16 protein-coding genes and 1 pseudogene are annotated in these 18720 nt (G+C 59.0%); 10 read left to right on the top strand and 7 right to left on the bottom strand.

The genetic code is table 11. The annotated features are described in order from the left end of the window. Positions 1–58 precede the first annotated feature (58 nt). The 7 genes and pseudogenes from KI792_10065 to KI792_10035 all read left to right on the top strand — a co-directional run bounded on the left by KI792_10065 (position 59) and on the right by KI792_10035 (position 6313). Positions 59–997, top strand: a complete 939-nt coding sequence (locus tag KI792_10065) for a helix-turn-helix domain-containing protein (GenBank protein MBV6633357.1) — start codon at positions 59–61, stop codon at positions 995–997. Between the two features lie 107 nt (positions 998–1104). Beyond that, a complete protein-coding gene (gene ispG / locus KI792_10060) occupies positions 1105–2250 on the top strand; it encodes a flavodoxin-dependent (E)-4-hydroxy-3-methylbut-2-enyl-diphosphate synthase (protein MBV6633356.1) in 1146 nt (381 codons plus the stop codon). Positions 2251–2283: 33 nt separating this feature from the next. Next, positions 2284–3354, top strand: a complete 1071-nt coding sequence (gene prfA, locus KI792_10055) for a peptide chain release factor 1 (protein ID MBV6633355.1) — start codon at positions 2284–2286, stop codon at positions 3352–3354. Between the two features lie 14 nt (positions 3355–3368). Beyond that, positions 3369–4295, top strand: a complete 927-nt coding sequence (prmC, locus tag KI792_10050; GenBank protein ID MBV6633354.1) for a peptide chain release factor N(5)-glutamine methyltransferase — start codon at positions 3369–3371, stop codon at positions 4293–4295. Positions 4296–4783: 488 nt separating this feature from the next. Then, positions 4784–5443, top strand: a complete 660-nt coding sequence (locus KI792_10045) for a DUF4167 domain-containing protein (protein ID MBV6633353.1) — start codon at positions 4784–4786, stop codon at positions 5441–5443. A 94-nt stretch (positions 5444–5537) separates the two neighbouring features. Then, positions 5538–5960, top strand: a pseudogene (locus tag KI792_10040) (methylglyoxal synthase). Continuing rightward, a complete protein-coding gene (locus KI792_10035) occupies positions 5957–6313 on the top strand; it encodes a cupin domain-containing protein (protein ID MBV6633352.1) in 357 nt (118 codons plus the stop codon). The pseudogene KI792_10040 and the gene KI792_10035 overlap by 4 nt, the downstream one beginning before the upstream one ends. A 21-nt stretch (positions 6314–6334) precedes the next feature. Here the strand turns inward: KI792_10035 and KI792_10030 are convergent, their stop codons facing one another. Further along, a complete protein-coding gene (locus tag KI792_10030; protein ID MBV6633351.1) occupies positions 6335–7105 on the bottom strand; it encodes an MOSC domain-containing protein in 771 nt (256 codons plus the stop codon). 2 nt (positions 7106–7107) lie between these two features. Next, positions 7108–8904, bottom strand: a complete 1797-nt coding sequence (locus KI792_10025) for a glycoside hydrolase family 15 protein (GenBank protein ID MBV6633350.1) — start codon at positions 8902–8904, stop codon at positions 7108–7110. 233 nt (positions 8905–9137) lie between these two features. On the opposite strand from KI792_10025, the gene clpB reads away from it, so the two are divergent. Both clpB and KI792_10015 read left to right on the top strand, forming a co-directional pair. Next, a complete protein-coding gene (gene clpB / locus KI792_10020) occupies positions 9138–11726 on the top strand; it encodes an ATP-dependent chaperone ClpB (protein MBV6633349.1) in 2589 nt (862 codons plus the stop codon). Positions 11727–11729: 3 nt separating this feature from the next. Further along, complete coding sequence (locus tag KI792_10015; protein ID MBV6633348.1) at positions 11730–12353, top strand: hypothetical protein; 624 nt, start codon at positions 11730–11732, stop codon at positions 12351–12353. A gap of 23 nt (positions 12354–12376) precedes the next feature. Here the strand turns inward: KI792_10015 and KI792_10010 are convergent, their stop codons facing one another. The 5 genes from KI792_10010 to KI792_09990 all read right to left on the bottom strand — a co-directional run bounded on the left by KI792_10010 (position 12377) and on the right by KI792_09990 (position 16906). Beyond that, positions 12377–13762 carry a hypothetical protein gene (locus tag KI792_10010; protein MBV6633347.1) on the bottom strand — a complete coding sequence of 462 codons (1386 nt, stop codon included), beginning with the start codon at positions 13760–13762 and terminating at the stop codon, positions 12377–12379. 205 nt (positions 13763–13967) lie between these two features. Beyond that, positions 13968–14966, bottom strand: a complete 999-nt coding sequence (locus tag KI792_10005) for a glutathione S-transferase family protein (GenBank protein ID MBV6633346.1) — start codon at positions 14964–14966, stop codon at positions 13968–13970. Between the two features lie 22 nt (positions 14967–14988). Then, on the bottom strand, positions 14989–15576 hold the full coding sequence (locus KI792_10000) for a YceI family protein (protein ID MBV6633345.1): 588 nt from the start codon (positions 15574–15576) through the stop codon (positions 14989–14991). Positions 15577–15578: 2 nt separating this feature from the next. Continuing rightward, positions 15579–16217 (bottom strand): cytochrome b, encoded by a 639-nt coding sequence (locus tag KI792_09995; protein ID MBV6633344.1) that lies wholly within the window; start codon positions 16215–16217, stop codon positions 15579–15581. An 11-nt stretch (positions 16218–16228) separates the two neighbouring features. Next, positions 16229–16906 (bottom strand): YceI family protein, encoded by a 678-nt coding sequence (locus KI792_09990; protein ID MBV6633343.1) that lies wholly within the window; start codon positions 16904–16906, stop codon positions 16229–16231. Between the two features lie 289 nt (positions 16907–17195). Here KI792_09990 and KI792_09985 point away from each other — a divergent pair, with 289 nt between their 5' ends. Then, positions 17196–18719 (top strand): aldehyde dehydrogenase family protein, encoded by a 1524-nt coding sequence (locus KI792_09985; protein ID MBV6633342.1) that lies wholly within the window; start codon positions 17196–17198, stop codon positions 18717–18719. The last annotated feature ends 1 nt before the right edge of the window (position 18720 follow it).

Genomic DNA, 18720 nt, shown 5'->3' with positions numbered 1-18720 from the left:
GGTTTCTTGCGCCAATTTATCGTTGCCGCGCAAAGTACCAGCCCGGATGAAAAGCAGCATGTCTGAACAAGCAGATGATAAGGTTGAGGACGGTGCCACAGATGATGCGCCCGACGCACCTGCGCAGCCATCAGTTGGCAGCCAACTAAAATCTGCCCGGCTGGCCAAATCAGCGACCCTTGAACAAGCGGCGGACGCCACCCGTATTCGTCGCGCCCTGCTGGATTCATTGGAGCAGGATGACCACAGCGCCCTGCCCGGTGGCATCTACTCAATCGGCTTTGTTCGCAGCTACGCGAAGTTCCTCGACCTCGACCCGCAAGCGCTTGAGGATCAATGGCGGGAAGAAGCTAAGGGCCTTACCCAACAACCACATTACAGCTTCCCAACCCCAACCCTGGAACGACGTTTGCCTGGTGCGGCCTCGATCATGATTGGCCTGGCGGTGCTGTTGATCCCCGTTGCGATCATCATGTGGCAGGGCGCGAATATCGACGACCTGGCGACCGACATCCCAGAACTGCCTGATCAGCTGCAGTCACTGATCGATCAGACCCTGACGGAAGAAACCACGGGCAACCCAGATGCGGCCCTGAACACCGTGATCGCCGCCACCGGCCAGCCGGACGGTAGTGCCGGCGCGATTGCCGCCAATGCGAGTGAGCAAGCAGCAGAACAGCAGGCGGCGGTTAGCCTTGCCGAGGCGCTGGAAACCTTCGGCACCACGGCAGACCAGTCGGATATCAGCCTAACCGCCACCGGTGATGTCTGGGTCCAAATTCGCGACCAGTCCAGCGGTGATATCGCCTTTACCCGTGTGCTTAAAAGCGGCGACCGCTACTTCGTGCCACGGAGTGATGGATTAATCCTAACCGTCGGCGATGCTGGGGCCCTCACTTACACCAGCGGTGAGACGACACGGGCGCTTGGCCGTCCAGGACAGGTGATCCGGGACATCCCCTTGAACGCCGAGGGATTAGCAACGGCAAGCCGTTAGCGAGACCGTCATCCGGATGTGATTGACGCCATCCGCAGAAAAGGTCAAAAACCCCAACAGAAGCGCTGGTAATTATACCGCGCAGAGCCACATAAACGGCCATGAGCATGGATCACACTTCAGTACGCCCCTGGCGACAGATCGAACGGCGCAAATCACGCCAAATCATGGTGGGTGACGTGCCGGTTGGTGGCGATGCGCCGATTACCGTGCAATCGATGACCAACACGCTGACCCATGATGTCGCCGCGACGATCGAACAGGTCCGCGCGATGGAGGTTGCCGGCGCCGATATCGTCCGCATCTCTTGCCCGGATGAGGAAAGCTCTGCCGCGCTGAAGGAAATCGTGCCGGAAGTGACCGTGCCAATCGTGGCCGATATCCACTTCCACTATAAGCGCGGGATTGAGGCTGCTAAAAACGGTGCCGCCTGCCTACGGATCAATCCAGGCAATATCGGTAATGAAGAGCGGGTCCGCGAGGTCATTAAGGCCGCGAAGGACAACAACTGCTCCATGCGGATCGGTGTGAATGCCGGCTCGCTTGAGAAGCATTTGCTTGAGCAATATGGCGAGCCTTGCCCAGAGGCGATGGTGGACAGCGCGCTCGAGCATGCTCGCATCCTGCTCGACAATGATTTCGATAACTTCAAGATCAGTGTGAAGGCCTCTGACGTCTTCCTCGCCGTTGCCGCCTATCAGGCGCTGGCTGAGGCTTGCGATCACCCGCTACACCTCGGGATTACTGAAGCCGGCGGCCTCCGCTCTGGCACGGTGAAGTCATCGGTTGGCATGGGCATGCTGCTTTGGGCCGGTATCGGTGACACGATCCGTGTCTCGCTCTCCGCTGACCCGGTGGAAGAGATCAAGGTCGGTTTCGACATCCTGAAATCCCTTGGCTTGCGTCACCGCGGCGTGAATGTGATTTCCTGCCCATCCTGTGCCCGCCAACAGTTCCAGGTGATCGACACCGTCAAGAAACTGGAAGAGCGCGTGGCCCACATCACCACGCCGATGACCGTTTCGGTGATCGGCTGTGTTGTGAATGGCCCGGGCGAGGCAACCATGACCGATATTGGCCTGACCGGCGGCGGTAAAGGCACCCACCAGGTCTATGTTGCTGGTGTTCCAAATCACCGGCTGAAGAACGACGATATCGTTGAGCACCTGGCCGGGATGATTGAGAAGAAAGCCGAAGAGATTGAGGCGGAGAAAGCTGCCGCAGAGGACGGTAAGACCGTCGCAGCTGAATAGCGCCCAACCCAACCGTTACCCGTAAAGTTCTCTATGCTCGATGAGCGTTTCCAACAGGTTCTAAGCCGACATCGTGAGCTGCAATCGCTCCTGTCAGCGCCGGATATTACCGGCGATGAAATCGCGAGCCTGTCCAAGGAACTCTCAGACCTCGACCCCATCGTCGAACGCATCCAGGCCTTAGACAGCGCGCGCGCCGAACTCGCCGATCTGGATGAGCTATTGGCCGATCCAGACCTTGACGCCGAGATGCGGAAGATGGCGACCGATGATCAGCTGGCCCTGAAGGATCAGGTGCCAGAGCTGGAACATGCGATCCGCCTTGCCCTCCTGCCGAAAGACGCCGCCGATGAGCGGAGCGTGATCCTCGAGATCCGCCCCGGTACCGGTGGTGATGAGGCGGCCCTATTCGCCGCTGAACTCATGCAGATGTATCAGCGCTATGCCCAAATTCATGGCTGGTCATTCCAGTTAGTGGATGCGAGCGAGACCGAAATTGGCGGGTTGAAAGAAGGCGTGGCCGAGGTGAACGGCACCGGCGTCTTTGCCCGCATGAAGTATGAGAGTGGCGTTCACCGCGTCCAACGCGTGCCGAAGACCGAGGCTGGCGGCCGTATTCACACCTCCGCTGCCACGGTTGCGGTGCTGCCCCAGGCGGAGGATGTGGACGTGCATGTCGATGAGACTGAGCTGCGCATCGATACCTTCCGCTCCTCAGGCGCCGGTGGTCAGCATGTGAACACCACCGATAGTGCCGTGCGCATCACCCATGTGCCCACCGGTGTGGTTGTCGCCTGCCAGCAGGAACGCTCCCAGCATAAGAACCGCGATAAGGCGATGAAGATGCTGCGCGCCAAGCTCTATGAGATTGAGCGGGAACGCGCCGATGCTGAGCGTGCGGCAGACCGGAAAAGTCAGGTTGGCTCCGGCGACCGGTCGGAGCGCATTCGCACCTATAACTTCCCGCAAGGGCGGGTCACCGATCACCGCATTAACCTAACCTTGTACAAGATCGATCAGATCATGGCGGGTGAAGGGCTTGATGAGGCGATCAATGAGTTGATCACCCATGACCAGGCCGAACGCCTGGCCCAAGCCAGCTAAGCGGGATTTCAACCATGGTCGATCAGACCCCCGACCCAAAGGTCGACCCACGCTTCAACGCGCCAGAGAAGGACGTACCCGCCAATTCGCTTGAGGGCGTGTTACGGCAAGCGACCAAGCAGTTGAAGGAGGCCGGCATCCCAGCGGCAAGGGGTGATGCCCGCATCCTGATCGCCGGTTGCCTAGGCCTCGACCGTACCGCCCTCTTCGTGCAGGGCGAGCGGGTTTTGAGCGATGATGAGCAGACCACCATCAAGACCCTGATCGACCGCCGTGCAACCCGTGAACCCGTGGCCCGCATCCTGGGCGAGCGTGAGTTTTGGGGCCTACCCTTCAAACTGTCGCCGGACACGCTTGAGCCACGCCCAGATAGTGAGATCCTTATTGAGGCTGTGCTGGCCGAGCTGACGCCACGGGCGGATGAGCCACTTCGCATCCTCGACCTTGGCACCGGTACCGGTTGCCTGTTGCTGGCCCTGCTAAGCGAGCTACCCAACGCCACCGGCACCGGATTGGATTTGGCAGAGGGTGCGGTCACCCAGGCAGCGACAAACGCCAAGGCCCTGGGCCTTGATCAACGGGCGAGCTTCCAACTTAGCGACTGGGATGGGGCGTTAGAGGCCGACCAGCAATTCGATGTGGTAATCAGCAACCCGCCTTACATTCCGGGCGGCATGATCGAGCGCCTAACGCCCGAGGTGAAAGACTTTGACCCGGCTCTCGCCCTTGATGGCGGGGAGGACGGTCTTGAGGCCTATCGGACCCTCGGCCCAATCATTGATCGGCGTCTGGCACCGGACGGTATTGCCGCCGTTGAGATCGGCTTTGACCAGGGCGAAAGCGTGCCCGCCTGCCTGTCAGCGGCCGGCCTAAGCACCCAGGCACCATTGTCTGATCTTGCGGGCCACCCCCGTTGTGTTCTCATTAAATCGGAGAAATAGGCGGATTTCGGCGATTTAGGGGCGAAAAACCCTTTTCCCCAGCGATGGGAGGGTCTAGGGTCATGGGCATGTTTGTTGGATTGGTGACGGCACGGCCTCCCGATCAACAACCCCGACATAGCCGGGCATCGGTCGCCAGATGATGGGCATCGAATTGCAACCGGACGTTAGGATGTTTGACGCAAGCTAGCTTGATTAACAGGACAACAGGATTGGCAGGGTGGACCCGACCGGTTGTCATGGATGAAACAACCATTGATTAGCGAGCAAGTGTCGCCATAACGAATGAGCCAAGAGGCGAGAGTTAGTTTGGATTTCGAAACCGCAAGGTCGTAATCCGGGGGCCCTAGGGGGCAAGGAAAGAAACTTAGACAAGTTAACGGCCATGCATGTCGATGATTGACGTGCGACCGGCCAAACCGCAGCGCGACCAACGCCGCTGCATGCAACAGCAACAGCTTTAACTGGTAACGAAGGGCTGAAGGTTAATGAGGCAACATCAACGACGGTCACGGGGCCGCGGCAATAACAATAATAACAACCGCCGCCAGTCGAATAACCGCCAACAGGTCTTTGATAGCAACGGGCCCGACGGGAAAATCCGCGGTACCGCGCAACAGGTGTACGAGAAGTACATCTCCCTCGCCCGTGATGCCGCCTCTTCCGGCGACCGCATCGGCGCTGAGAGCTTTTTCCAGCACGCTGAACACTATTACCGCATCTTCGCCGCCGCGAATGAGGAGGCTGAAGAGCGGAAAGCTGAGCGCCAGCGCCAGCAAGAGCAGCGCGATCAAGAGCGTGGCGAAGGCCGGGGCCGTGGCCGCAACCGCGATCAAGCGTCCGACGACGCATCTGATGAGACCATCATCGATGAGGGTGAAGAGGCAGAAGACGCCGTCGCGGCTGATGCCGAGGCAGAAGCTGAAGAGAAGCCAAAGCGCGGCCGGGGCCGTGGTCGCTCCCGCAAGGCTGACGCCGCCCGGGATGACAACGAGGATGATGGCGATGAAGCCGTTGCCGAGGACAGCGATGACGATGCTGAAGAAAAGCCACGTCGCCGCTCCAGCCGGGGCCGCGCCAAAACCTCTGCCGTCGCTGAGCTGATGTCAGAAGTTGAAGACAACATCATGGAGCGGGAAGAGGCGTAATCACCCTCCTCGCCCCCTAAACGTAAGAATTCCAAGCAATAGAGCGCGCCACGTGGTTTAACGTCGGCGCGCTTTTCTTTTGTGAGTGAGACTGATGTCCCCAGACCAATCGAAGATCATTGCCCTGATCGCCCATGACCAGATGAAGTAAGCCATGGTCGAGTGGGTTGCGAAGCATGAGGCAACCCTGACCGGTCACCAGATCGTCTGCACCGGCACCACCGGCGGTCGCCTGAAAGACCAATGCCCCGGACTGACGATTGAGCTGAAGAAGAGCGGCCCACTGGGCGGGGACCAACAGATCGGCGCCATGATCGCGGCGGGAGAGATTAGCACGCTGATCTTCTTTACCGACCCGCTGTCCCCCCACCCCCATGATGTGGATGTTAAGGCACTGACGCGCCTGGCCACGCTCTACGACATTCCCATGGCCTGCAACCAATCAACCGCCACGATCCTGCTTGCGTCGGGTTACCTCGACGGCGCCGTCACCATCGATAGACGGAGCCTGGCATGAAGACGATTAACCTGAGTGAGAAGCTGGGCCAGTTCACCACCCATTGGGACCCGCATGTGGTCTCAACCTACAATGACAACGAAGTCATGGTGGTGAAGTTTAAGGGCGAGTTCCCATTCCATAAGCACGACGATACCGATGATTTCTTCTACGTCCTTGAGGGTGAGATGATCATGGATATTGAGGGTGAGGAGCCGCGCACGGTCAAAGCTGGCGAGTTGTTCATTGTGCCCAAAGGCGTCACCCACCGCCCCCGCGCAGTCGATGAGGTGAAGGTCATGCTGATCGAACCGAAGGGTGAGCCCAACACCGGCGATTCAGGCGAACCAGCGGCGGCTAAGCCTTACATTTAGGTGGCTAGAGCCGTTCGTGCGTTACCCGGCGAACTGGATCGTATCGCCGCCTGAAACGGCGCCACCATCCTTGATCCGAATAAACACACCGCAATCCATATGGCCGAAGGTTCGGACGATATGGGCGGGGAGGTTCATATTCTTGGCCCGGGTCTCGGGGTCGATATTGATGGCAGCACAGCGGTCAATGTTGTCGACCACCACGGCCTTGGCCGCGCCCAGCTGAATATCCCGGCCAACCCATTTGCGTTCGGCCCAGGCCTCGCCGGTATCAACCAGGATATTGCCGCGGAACCGGCGATGGTCGATTGGCTGCTCCATCACCCGTTCCAAATCCTTCAAAGTGGCGAGGTTGATGACGGAGATCAGCGGCTCTTCCTGATCAGTGAGCGCACCGTAACCGGCCCGCACAACCTTCACTGGCGGTGGTAACTTGCCCTCAAAAAACGGGTTCAGGAACGCCTCAATAGTCGCGCGCCCGTCTTCACTGTCGAGGCGACCTTCAGCCTTGGTCGCGCCGGCCTCATGAATGCTGAGCGTCGTCGTCTCCGGATCGTAGCTGGTGTCCAGCTTGGCCATGATGTCTTGCTTGGCCAGATTGGCGAAATGCGCCTTCGACAACCATTCGGGGTTGGCAGGATCAAACTTGCCCGCCCCATGGCTAAGGGCATAAAGCCGGTCACCGGGCAGGCATTGGTCGGCGGTCAGCTCAACACTGTCCAGCGCCTCACCGGACAGGGATTTAACCGGATAGCGGAACAGGCCAGTGATGGTCGCAAGTGCATCGGACATGATCAGACCGCACTTTCCCAAGGCTTAGAGAGACGCATCGCCCCGTTGATGATACCGACCATGGAGTAGGTTTGCGGGAAGTTGCCCCAGGCCTCACCGGTTTTAAAGTCTGTGTCTTCTGACATCAGGCCGAGGCCGTTACGGGCCGCCAGCAACTGCTCAAAAATCTCCCGCGCCTCTTCCTTCCGGCCGATTTTAGCCAGGGCATCCAGGCGCCAGAAGGCACAGACATTGAACCCAACCTCTGGCTCACCGAAATCATCGGCCTCTTGATAGCGCAGCATGAACGGACCACGGCCCAGCTCCTTATCCAGCGCCTCAACCGTTTTGACGTAGCGCGGGTCCATCGGGTCGATGAAGCCCACCTCACTCATCAGCAAGACACTGGCGTCGAGGTACTTACCGCCAAAGCTCTCAACAAAGGCTTGGCGTTCCTCTGACCAGGCCTGCTCTAGGATCTTCTCCCGGATTGTTGTTGCCCGCTCGGCCCAATAGGTCGCGCGGTCGGGCACTTGGATTTCATCCGCGATCTTCGCCAGCCGGTCACAAGCGGCCCAGCACATCACACTGGAGGAGGTATGGATGCGGGCACGGGTGCGCAGCTCCCAGATGCCAGCATCGGGCTGATCATGGAGGGCCCAGGCCTGCTCGCCCAGCGCCTCTAGCCGTTCAAACTCCGCATGGCCAACGGTGCGGAAGATCCGCTGATCAAAGAAGGCCTGGGACGCGCCCAGGATGATCTGGCCATAGGTGTCGTGTTGGTAATGCTCATGCGCCTGATTGCCGATGCGCACCGGGCCCATATCCTCAAAGCCGGGCAGTTCTTCAACAATCCATTCTGAGATTTGCGCCTCCAGCCCGATGCCATAGACCGGCTGGATGTGGCCCTCATCATTCTCAGACGGCGCCTGGCCGATAATGTTGATCAGCCATTGGACATAGGTCTCCATCGTCCGCACCGCCGCCAGGCTGTTCAACGCCCGGACGGTGAAGAACGCATCGCGCACCCAACAGAAACGGTAATCCCAGTTACGGCCCGAATGCGGTGCCTCTGGAATACTCGTCGTCATGGCCGCGACGATGGCGCCCGTACTCTCATAAGCGCAGAGCTTAAGCGTGATGGCAGCGCGGATCACCGCCTCCTGCCACTCAAATGGCAGGGCCAAACGCTTGACCCAATCATGCCAGTAATAGGCGGTGCTATCCTGGAAATCCTGGGCCACGGTGTTAACGCCATCGCCCAGGCTCTCATCCGGGCCAAAGATCAGATTGACCATCCGGTTCAGGACAAAGGGCGTCTCCTGCCGGATGTAATCGACCGGCATATCGGTGGTCAGACGTTGCGTCTGCCCGGCGCCGACATAGCGGATGTGGTTTGAGCCCCAGGTCTGGGTCGGTTCCTTGCGCCCATAATCATAGGAGGGGCGCAGCTTAACGGTAACGCGCGGGCTACCGGATAGGGGACGCACCCGGCGGATAATCATCTGTGGGCGGAAATAGCGCGACTTCGCCTTAAAGCGCGGCGCGAAATCATGGATCTGGATGCTGCCCGACGGCCCTTCCATCACGGTCTCAAGGATCGCGGTATTGGGCAGGTAGCGCTGGCGGATCGTCTCAACACCCTCAAGCTCAATCCCAAACGAACCCTGGCCGGGCCGGTCTTCAGGTGTGCCAAGCAGTGAGTGGAAGACGGGATCACCATCAAACCGCGGCAGACAAAGCCAGTTGATGGTGCCTTTCGGGTCGATCAGCGCACTAATCGAGCAATTGCCAATCAAGCCAAGATCAATACCGGCCATAAAGAGCCAACCTTCAAAAATCGGGAAATTCGCACTGAAACCATGCGTTCTGCCAATTTAACCAAGGTTTTAGAGGCTTAAAAGATGATCTTTTCCGCTTGCTAAGGATTGGTCGCATCACCAGGTAAAATGTTGCGGTGCTGCCTAGCGGGCCGCTTGTTTCCATGCGACGATGCTGTGCTGCAATTCAAGCGGGCGGTGTTGATCCAAGAGACTTAGGAGAATCCTACGCCATGAACTTTGAAAAGTTCACTGATCGGGCGCGCGGCTTCATTGTGAATGCCGAGCAGTTGGCCAAGTCACGCCAGCACCAGCGCATCACCACCGAACATTTATTGAAAACGCTCCTCGATGATGAGGAAGGCCTGGCCGCATCGCTGATCGCCGCATCCGGCGGTAATCACAAACGTGCCCAGGAATTCACCGATGCCCAGCTGCGCAAGCTGCCTGAAGTAAAGGGCACCAGCCAATTCTACCTCGACCGTGGCCTCGCAGAAGTCTTCGACGACGCCCAGCGCCTCGCTGAGAAAGCGGGCGACAGCTATGTCACCGTTGAGCGTCTACTGCTGGCCCTCGCCCTCGCCGAGCGCGGTGAGAGCAGCCGCATCCTGACCCAGGCCGGCGTCAATGCGCAGAGCCTGGAGGGTGCCATCGGTGAGATGCGCCAGGGGCGCACCGCCGATACCTCGAATGCCGAGGCTGGCTTTGACGCACTGAAGAAGTACGCCCGCGACCTGACCGAGGTGGCGCAGAACGGCAAGCTAGATCCCGTCATTGGCCGGGACGAGGAGATCCGCCGGGTCATTCAAGTACTCTCCCGCCGGACCAAGAATAACCCAGTCCTGATCGGTGAGCCCGGCGTTGGTAAGACCGCCATTGCCGAGGGCCTCGCCCAGCGCATCATCAATGGCGATGTGCCGGAAAGCTTACGCGACCGAAAGCTCATGTCCCTCGATATGGGTGCCCTGATCGCTGGGGCGAAGTTCCGGGGCGAGTTTGAAGAGCGCCTCAAGGCTGTGCTGGCCGAGATCAGCGCCGCCGATGGTGAGATCATCCTGTTCATTGATGAGCTGCACACCCTAGTCGGCGCCGGTAAGGCCGATGGTGCGATGGATGCCTCCAACATGCTGAAACCCGCCCTGGCGCGTGGTGAGTTGCATTGTGTTGGCGCCACAACGTTGGATGAGTACCGAAAGTACATTGAGAAGGACCCGGCGCTGGCCCGACGCTTCCAACCCGTAACGGTTTCGGAGCCCACGGTGCAGGACACGATCTCGATCCTGCGCGGTCTTAAAGATAAGTATGAGGTGCATCACGGCGTGCGGATTACCGACACGGCGATTGTCTCTGCGGCCACCCTCTCTAACCGCTACATCACCGACCGCTTCCTGCCAGATAAGGCAATTGATTTGATCGATGAGGCGAGCGCGCGCCTACGCATGGCCGTGGACAGCAAGCCTGAGGATATCGACGAGGTCGACCGCCGGGTTGTGCAGCTGAAGATCGAGCGTGAGGCACTAAAGAAGGAGAGCGATAAGGCCTCCAAAGATCGCCTCGTGAAGCTTGAGGAAGAGCTGAAGGATCTTGAGAAGCAATCGGCCGATATGACCGCCGTTTGGCTGGCCGAGAAGGAAAAGCTCGCCTCCGCCCAGAAGATCAAGGAAGAGCTCGACCGCGTTCGCATCGACCTGGAACGCGCCCAGCGTGAGGGCGATTGGACCCGTGCCGGTGAGCTGACCTATGGCGTGATCCCGGAGCTGGAGCAGAAGCTGGCCGATGCCGAGGCATCAGAGAACCAGCAGATGACCCAGGAAGAGGTTACCGATAGCGATATCGCCTCCATCGTCAGCCGATGGACCGGCATCCCGGTCGACAAGATGATGGAAGGCGAACGGGAAAAGCTGCTTCAGATGGAAGATAAGCTTAAGACCCGTGTGGTTGGTCAGGACCAGGCGGTTGGCGCGGTCGCCAATGCTGTCCGCCGTGCGCGGGCTGGCCTGCAAGACCCGAACCGACCCATTGGTTCCTTCCTCTTCCTCGGCCCCACCGGGGTGGGCAAGACCGAGTTGACCAAGGCACTCGCCCAATTCCTATTTGACGATGACCAGGCCATGGTGCGCCTGGATATGTCGGAGTACATGGAGAAGCATGCGGTCAGCCGCATGATCGGCGCACCTCCTGGCTATGTCGGTTATGAAGAAGGCGGCGCCCTTACCGAAGCCGTCCGCCGCCGGCCCTATCAGGTCGTGCTGTTCGATGAGATTGAGAAGGCCCATGCCGATGTCTTCAACGTGCTGCTGCAGGTGCTCGATGATGGCCGCCTAACTGATGGTCAGGGCCGCACCGTGGACTTCCGCAACACCCTGATCATCCTTACCTCCAACCTCGGCGCCGAATTCCTGGCGCAACAGGGCGAGGGCGATGATGTGGAAGCAGTGCGCGATCAGGTGATGGAGGTGGTGCGGGGCGCGTTCCGGCCAGAGTTCCTGAACCGCCTAGACGAGACCTTGTTGTTCCGCCGCCTTGGCCGCGATCACATGGCGGGTATCGTCGATATCCAGCTGAAGCATCTGCGTGGCCTGCTTGAGGACCGTCAGATCAAACTGGATTTGGATGACAAGGCGGTCACCTGGCTTGCTAATGCTGGATATGATCCCGTCTATGGCGCGCGGCCGTTGAAACGGGTGATCCAGAAGCATCTGCAGGACCCGCTGGCCACCCGTCTGCTTGAGGGCAGGGTGAATGATGGGGAGACGGTGCCGGTAACAGCCACCGATCTCGGCCTTTTCATCGGGGCGAAATCCGAAGAGTCGGCGGCGTAGGTTTTGATCCGCCGACTTACCGCCCTTCTCTCGAATGCCAGCCCACCGGCAGATATCGGCGAAGTGCCGTCGACGCCCCTTGCCGATCGGCTCGAGACCCTGTCCCGTGACCCTTATCTCTGGGTTGCGAGGCCGCCGCTCAACATCATCTCCGTCTTTGATGATCTGAAATATGACCGCTCAGATTTGGATATGATGTCCGCCCCTATGCGTGAGCGGGTGATCAACCAAATGGCGCCCCTGGGCTTTCGCCAAACCTCTGGCCGGATACTGGAGAGCAGCGCGGATGATGTGCGCGTTATCTTTCCGAAGTTCCAAGCGCTTGGCGCCTCACCCTTTGACATTGCCCGTTACAGGGACCGCCGGCCGCAGGATTACCTTGCCCTGACACCGACCCAGACGGCTTGTCAGCTGATCGACCATTACGATCATGGCGAGGCCGTTGAGCAGGTAAAGGCGCTGATCACCAAGCAGCCGATCAACATCTACCGGCTGATGGATTACCTAGAACATAAGCCAGCCCATCGCGACTTCCTGAACGCCATCGGGCATCTGAAGTTTGTGCAGCGTGAAGCACTCGAAAGCGAGGCCCTTAAAGGGCGCCGCGCGCTCGGCTCAATTGGATAGGTTAGCGTACTGATCGACCGGGTTTAGCGGTCACGATCTTCCTGCCATGGGCGATCACGGTTCTGCCGCTCAATAAAGTCGAGTGGCAGTTCGTAAGCCTCGGTATCCCAGTACCAAGGCTCCCGGTCGTCATCATCGTTCCAATAGCTATAGGAACGCACCTGAATGCCCAGATCATCACCGAAGTAGCGAACCCCAGTCATGTTGTACCCATCAGCGATCAGGCTGTGATACTCGCGGAAAGTGATCAGACGGTCATTACGCGCGATCTGACGATCACGGTTGCGCAGATACTGGCGCCCGCCCAAATTCTCATCTGCCCGGAAGAAGAAATCGTTCGGCACTAGGAACCGGTCGTTTCCGTACCATTCGGTGCCGGTCATGTTGAAACCATAGACCTTGTAGTGGGTGTACTCTTCCCAATCGAGGGTCCGGTCCTCATCACTCAACAGCAGTTGGTCCCAGATCATTTCATCCAGGTTCAGTGGATCGCCATCGGGACCAAAGGTGCCGCTGCCCTCAACCCGTACGGGCTGAATGGCATCCGGGTTGATCCGGCCTTCCATACTCTCATCCAGCTCCACCTCTGGTTCTTCGAGGTCAGACATAGAGGTGCGGATTGGCGGCACGTTGGTTGAGGCGCCGCCTTGCTGACCTTGAACCGTCCCGGTGCTTGGGTCCCGGATATCAGTATTCAGCCCCTGCTGGAACGCTGCTTCCGTCGCCTCAAAGCTGGTGCCGCATGAGGAAGACGCCGAGGTCATCGTTGAGCAGTTCTGCTGAGTAACAGCGCCAGTGCGTTCCTGAAAATCACGAACGGTACCGGTATAGGTGGAGGCCTGATCGACCGCCTCTTGCCCCATATTGTCGATATTGCGGGCAACAATCTCATCAAGCTCTGAGCCGCCAGACCCGGCTGGGATGGCCCCGGCTTGACTGCTGCCAGCAGAGCTGACCGTGCCTTGCTGACGCTCGCGGTTTGATTCCAAGCGCTCGTTCTCTTCCTCAGAGTAGTCGAGGCCAGCGCGGATCTCCTGGGTTGAGGGGACATCGACGGTGCCCATGGAACCGCCCTGCTGCATGCCAGTCGCCGCCTGGCTCATATAGCCATTGCGGCGGCGCTCAAAGTCGCGGAGGCGCTGCTCTTCCATCTCGTCATAGGAGAGCGAGGGGTTGCGATAGTAACCGTCGTCACCAGGCTGGGCTGAGTTGATCGAGCCACCACCATAGGTGAAATCGGCACCCGGCTGTTGTTGGGCGAAGGCTGGGCCAGAAATCAGCGTTGCAACGGCCAAGGCGGTACCGGTCAACAGCGCAAAGCGCAGCGCGGACGGCCTGATGGCATAACCACGGGTTCGGATGTGCAAATCGGCGGCAGACAACATGGCTTTCCCCTCAACGATCGCCATGCCATGGCCATATCCATGGCTGACTGACAAATATCACCGGCGGTAATCCCCCACCACCAGTCCAGTGACGTGCAATTGCATTTGATGGCAAGCACCTGCCATCAGCAATAACTTATACCGCAAAACCGGCCTCACCACACGGTGTTTGGCGCATTTTGTATCAAATTCGATATATCTGACGGAGCGAGATAGGGGGTAAGCGCGCCTAAGCCACCAATTCGGTGGGTCCTAGGGCCGAGCGGCCATGGGGGGTATCAAAGCTGATATCCGGCATAACCGGCACAATTCCATGGGGATTTATGCTCGGATGGCTCTCGTAATAGTGGCGTCGAATATGGTCCATATTCACCGTCTCTGCGACACCCGGCCATTGGAACAACTCCCGGGTATAGGCCCAGAGATTTGGGTAATCGACCAACCGGGCCCGGGTACATTTGAAATGGGTCACATAGACGGCATCAAAGCGCAGCAAGGTGACGAACAGCCGCCAATCAGCCTCGGTCACCCGATTGCCGACCAAGTAACGCTGCTGGGCTAGCCGTTCCTCCAACCATTCCATGGTCTCGAACAGTGGCTCAATCGCCTCATCATAGGCGGCCTGGCTGGTCGCAAAACCAGCCTTGTACACGCCGTTATTTAGCGTTTGATAGATGCGCTCATTCACCGGGTCGATCTGCTCGCGCAGATGGGGCGGATAGTAGTCACCGGGCACCGCACCGGCGGTATCAAAGGCGCTGTTCAGCATACGGATGATGTCCGCACTCTCATTAGAGACAATGGTGCGGGTCTCCCGATCCCAAAGCGTCGGCGTGGTTACCCGACCGGTGAATTTTGGATCGGCAGCCTGATAGACCTGATGCAGGTATTGGGCGCCATGGATCGGGTCGGGGATGACCCCGTCACCGGCCTCAAAGCTCCACCCCTTATCGCCCATATACCAATGAACGGCCGACATGCTGATCAGCTCGTTCAGGCCTTTTAGCGCTCGCATGATCAGGGTTCGATGTGCCCAAGGACAGGCGAGGGAAACATAGAGGTGGTATCGATCAGCCTCGGCTTTAAAGCCACCCTCACCGGTTGGGCCGGGGGAACCATCAGCGGTAATCCATGAGCGGAACGCAGATTCCTGGCGCTCAAAGCGGCCGCCGCTCTTTTTGGTGTCGTACCACTGATCGGCCCATTCGCCGTCGATTAACAAGCCCATCGGGCCACTCCAAAAGCTTCGATTATGATCCGCTGCGGGTCGCCGACAGGTTCACGGTCACCGGGATAACCTGCGAAACCCAAGCCGCGTTGGGATCGGATTTGGTGCCCATGCCAAGTGCGATGCGATCCATCTCAACCCGGCCGGTGACGGTGGCACTATCCCCACCCATCTCAAGCGTGAAGGGCAGCACCAAGGGTATCTCCTGCCCCTTAATGGTTAGGGTGCCATTAGCCTCATACTGCCCCTCGCCCGTGCTGCGGAATTGGCTCGCCTGGAATACCGCTTCTGGGTACCCCTCAGCGTTGAACCACTCACTGTTGGGCAGGGTCTTGTCATAGAGCAGCGTACCCGTGGCCGCCGATGCGGTTCGAACGGTTACGACGACGGAGGCCTCATCGAGTGCGGCGGGATCAAAGGTGACCGTAGCGTCCCAATCCTCAAACTGACCGGTGAAATCGCGGCCCGCATGGGTGCCAGAAAATCCAATGCTGCTCGCCCCCTGATCCACAGACCAATCCATCGCCAAGGCAGAGGCACTGGCAACGCTAAGGCCGATTGCGGTGATTAATCCGGCGGCGAACCGGGATGATTGGGCGACAAGGCTCATGGTCAGTTATCTCCCGAAGGCATGGCAGGTGGGTTGATTGCAGTACGGCGCAAACGCGGCACCATGCGCAACAAGAGGCCATCCCTGGCCACAAATTGATGTTTCAACGCCGCCCCGATATGCAGCAGCAATAAGGCGATACCAAGATAGCCGAAATAGGCGTGCACATCTTTTAGTAACGCCTCTACCCCCTCTTTCGCCTCGGCGGCGAGCTGGTAGAGCCAGGGGATATGCGGCACCTCAAACAACCCAAACCAAATGGTCGGTAGGTCCCAAGGGCTGGCGGACACCATAGCCCACCCAGTTAGCGGCATGCCGATCATGAAGCCATAAAACACCCAATGGGTGGCATGGGCGGCCACACGCTCCCAAGGTTTCATCCCAAACGGCAATGGCGGTGGCGGGTTCATTAAGCGCCAGCCGAACCGCATCAGGCTTAAAATCAATACGGTGAGGCCCAGGGATTTGTGCCATTGGAAGGCATCATAGGCGAGGGCCTGGTTCGGCCCGCCCTTAATCGCCTCCACCATCCATAAGCCGCTGGCAAGCTGCAGAACAATGGCAAGCGCGATTACCCAATGCAGAATGATCGCCACAAGGTTGTAGCGATCATTGCTGTTAGCTTCGGTCGTGCTGGCCATAACGCGTTTGCTTACTGGGCCTTGAAGAACTCAGCTTCAATTAAGATCTCAACCTCATTGCCGACGGCACCCTGGCCCCAGCCCATACCCCATTCGGTACGGTCAATCGTGGTGGTGCCGGAGAAGCCAATTGCCGGAATATTGGCAAAGGGGTGGTTCTCCAAGAAGCCATTCATCGTCGTATCGAGGGCGATTTCCTTACTGACGCCAAGGAATTCGAGATTACCGCGAATGATTGCCGTCCGGTCACCCGTCACCTCAATCCCGGTGGAGGTAAAGGTGATCGCCGGGAACTGATCGGCATCGAAGAAGTCAGCCTGATAGGCCAGCTTGGCGTTGAAATCCTTGGTCTCAGCATTCGGGTAGTCGGTGTCGACCGAGGTTGGGTCGATGCTGACCTGAACCGAGCTGGCGGCCGGGTCTTCGACATTGAAATCAACCGTCGCATCGAAGCGGTTAAATCGAGCCGTGTAATCGGACAGGCCCAGATGGCTAACCTTCCAAATGATGCTGGCATGGGTAGGGTCGAGCACATAGGTGCCGCTCGGCACGGTAATCGGTTCTGCATTCGCCTTTAAGATCGGCATCGCGGTGAAGACTGCACCGGCGGCAAGGATCAGGCCGGTAAACAGGGCCAAGGCAGTGGGCCGGGTAGCCTTTCGGGCCTGGGCAGTGATCATCTGGGTCATGTCTCGTTGGTATCCCAAAGTTGATGGTTTGTCTGGCCTATGAAGATGGGCAAATGGGCCCAGGAATAAAGGCACCTGATGGAAATGATTTGTTTACCAAAGGCGAATAATCCGGCGCCCCTTCACGGCCCCTGATCACATCACCATCTGCTGGGCATCTGTTTCCTTGGCCTAACCCCTCGGCCCATGTATTCACTGTGGCCAAGTTAGCCCTTGCCGCCAAGGCGGGAAGCGGCAGCACAATACCCGATCAACCCGGCACAACCGGTCACCATGGAGCCACCCAACGATGCTCGATAAGCCCCAAAGCCCAAACCACAACGATATCCTTAAAGCCAACCATATCAGTGACTTGGTCAATGATAGCGGTGACCTCGTGGTCACCACCCCGGTTGATGGCAGCCAGATAGCCGTGCTGAAGCAGGATGATGTGGCCGCCGCCGATGCCGCGATTGCCAAGGCGCATGAGGCATTTAAAGCTTGGCGCAATGTGCCCGCGCCCCGCCGTGGTGAGCTGGTGCGCCTTCTGGGTGAAGAGCTGCGCGCTGCAAAGGATGACCTCGGCGCCCTGACTACCCTGGAATGCGGCAAGATCCTGCAAGAGGGCCTCGGCGAAGTGCAGGAGATGATCGATATCTGCGATTTCGCGGTCGGCCTCTCCCGCCAGCTTTACGGCCTGACCATCGCGTCTGAACGTCCCGGCCACGCCATGCGTGAAACCTGGCACCCACTTGGCGTGTGCGGGATCATTACTGCGTTCAACTTCCCGGTCGCGCCATGGTGCTGGAACGCTGCACTGGCGCTCGTCTGCGGTGACCCCATCATCTGGAAACCGTCTGAGAAGACACCACTGACCGCCCTCGCCGTTCAGAAGATTTGTGAACGGGCCATGGACCGGTTCGGCGACGATGCGCCAGATGGCCTGATCCAAACCCTAATCGGCGGCCGCGATATCGGTGAGACCCTGTCCCAGGACAAACGGGTGCCCCTGGTCTCTGCAACCGGTTCCGTGCCCATGGGCCGCGCGGTTGCCGAAACCGTCGCCAAACGCCTGGGCAAGAGCATCCTGGAGCTTGGCGGCAATAACGCCATGATCGTGGCGCCGTCAGCCGATCTCGAAATGGCGGTGCGCGCCATCGTCTTCTCTGCTGTCGGTACGGCGGGCCAGCGCTGCACAACCCTGCGGCGGCTGATTGTTCATAAGGACATTCATGATGAGCTGGTGGCCCGCCTGGCCAAGGTTTATGCCGGCCTGCCCATTGGCGACCCGCTTGCGAATGGCACCCTGGTTGGCCCGCTGATTGACCGGGCTGCCGCGGATCAAATGGCAAAGGCGCTGGAGCAGGCCAAGGCCGATGGCGGCAAGGTGCATGGCGGTGGCGCTGCCCTTAGCGACCAGTTCCCAAATGCGGCCTATGTCCAGCCGGCGATCGTTGAGATGCCAGGCCAGACCGAGATCGTGCAGGAAGAGACCTTCGCGCCAATCCTCTATGTGATGCAATATGCAACACTGGATGAGGCGGTTGCACTGCAAAATGGGGTACCCCAGGGCCTGTCCTCTTGCATCTTCTCAACCGATGTTCGGGAGACCGAGGCATTCCTCGCCGCCTCCGGCTCTGATTGCGGCATTGCCAATGTGAATATCGGCCCATCAGGCGCGGAAATCGGCGGTGCCTTTGGTGGTGAGAAGGATACCGGTGGCGGTCGTGAGAGTGGCTCTGACGCCTGGAAAGCGTATATGCGGCGCCAGACCGCCACGGTGAACTACTCCCGTGACCTGCCTCTCGCCCAGGGTATCCAGTTCGATATCTAAA

This window comes from Alphaproteobacteria bacterium SS10 (assembly GCA_019192455.1).
GTDB lineage: Bacteria > Pseudomonadota > Alphaproteobacteria > TMED2 > TMED2 > TMED2.
This window is presented reverse-complemented; position numbering and strand designations above follow the sequence as displayed.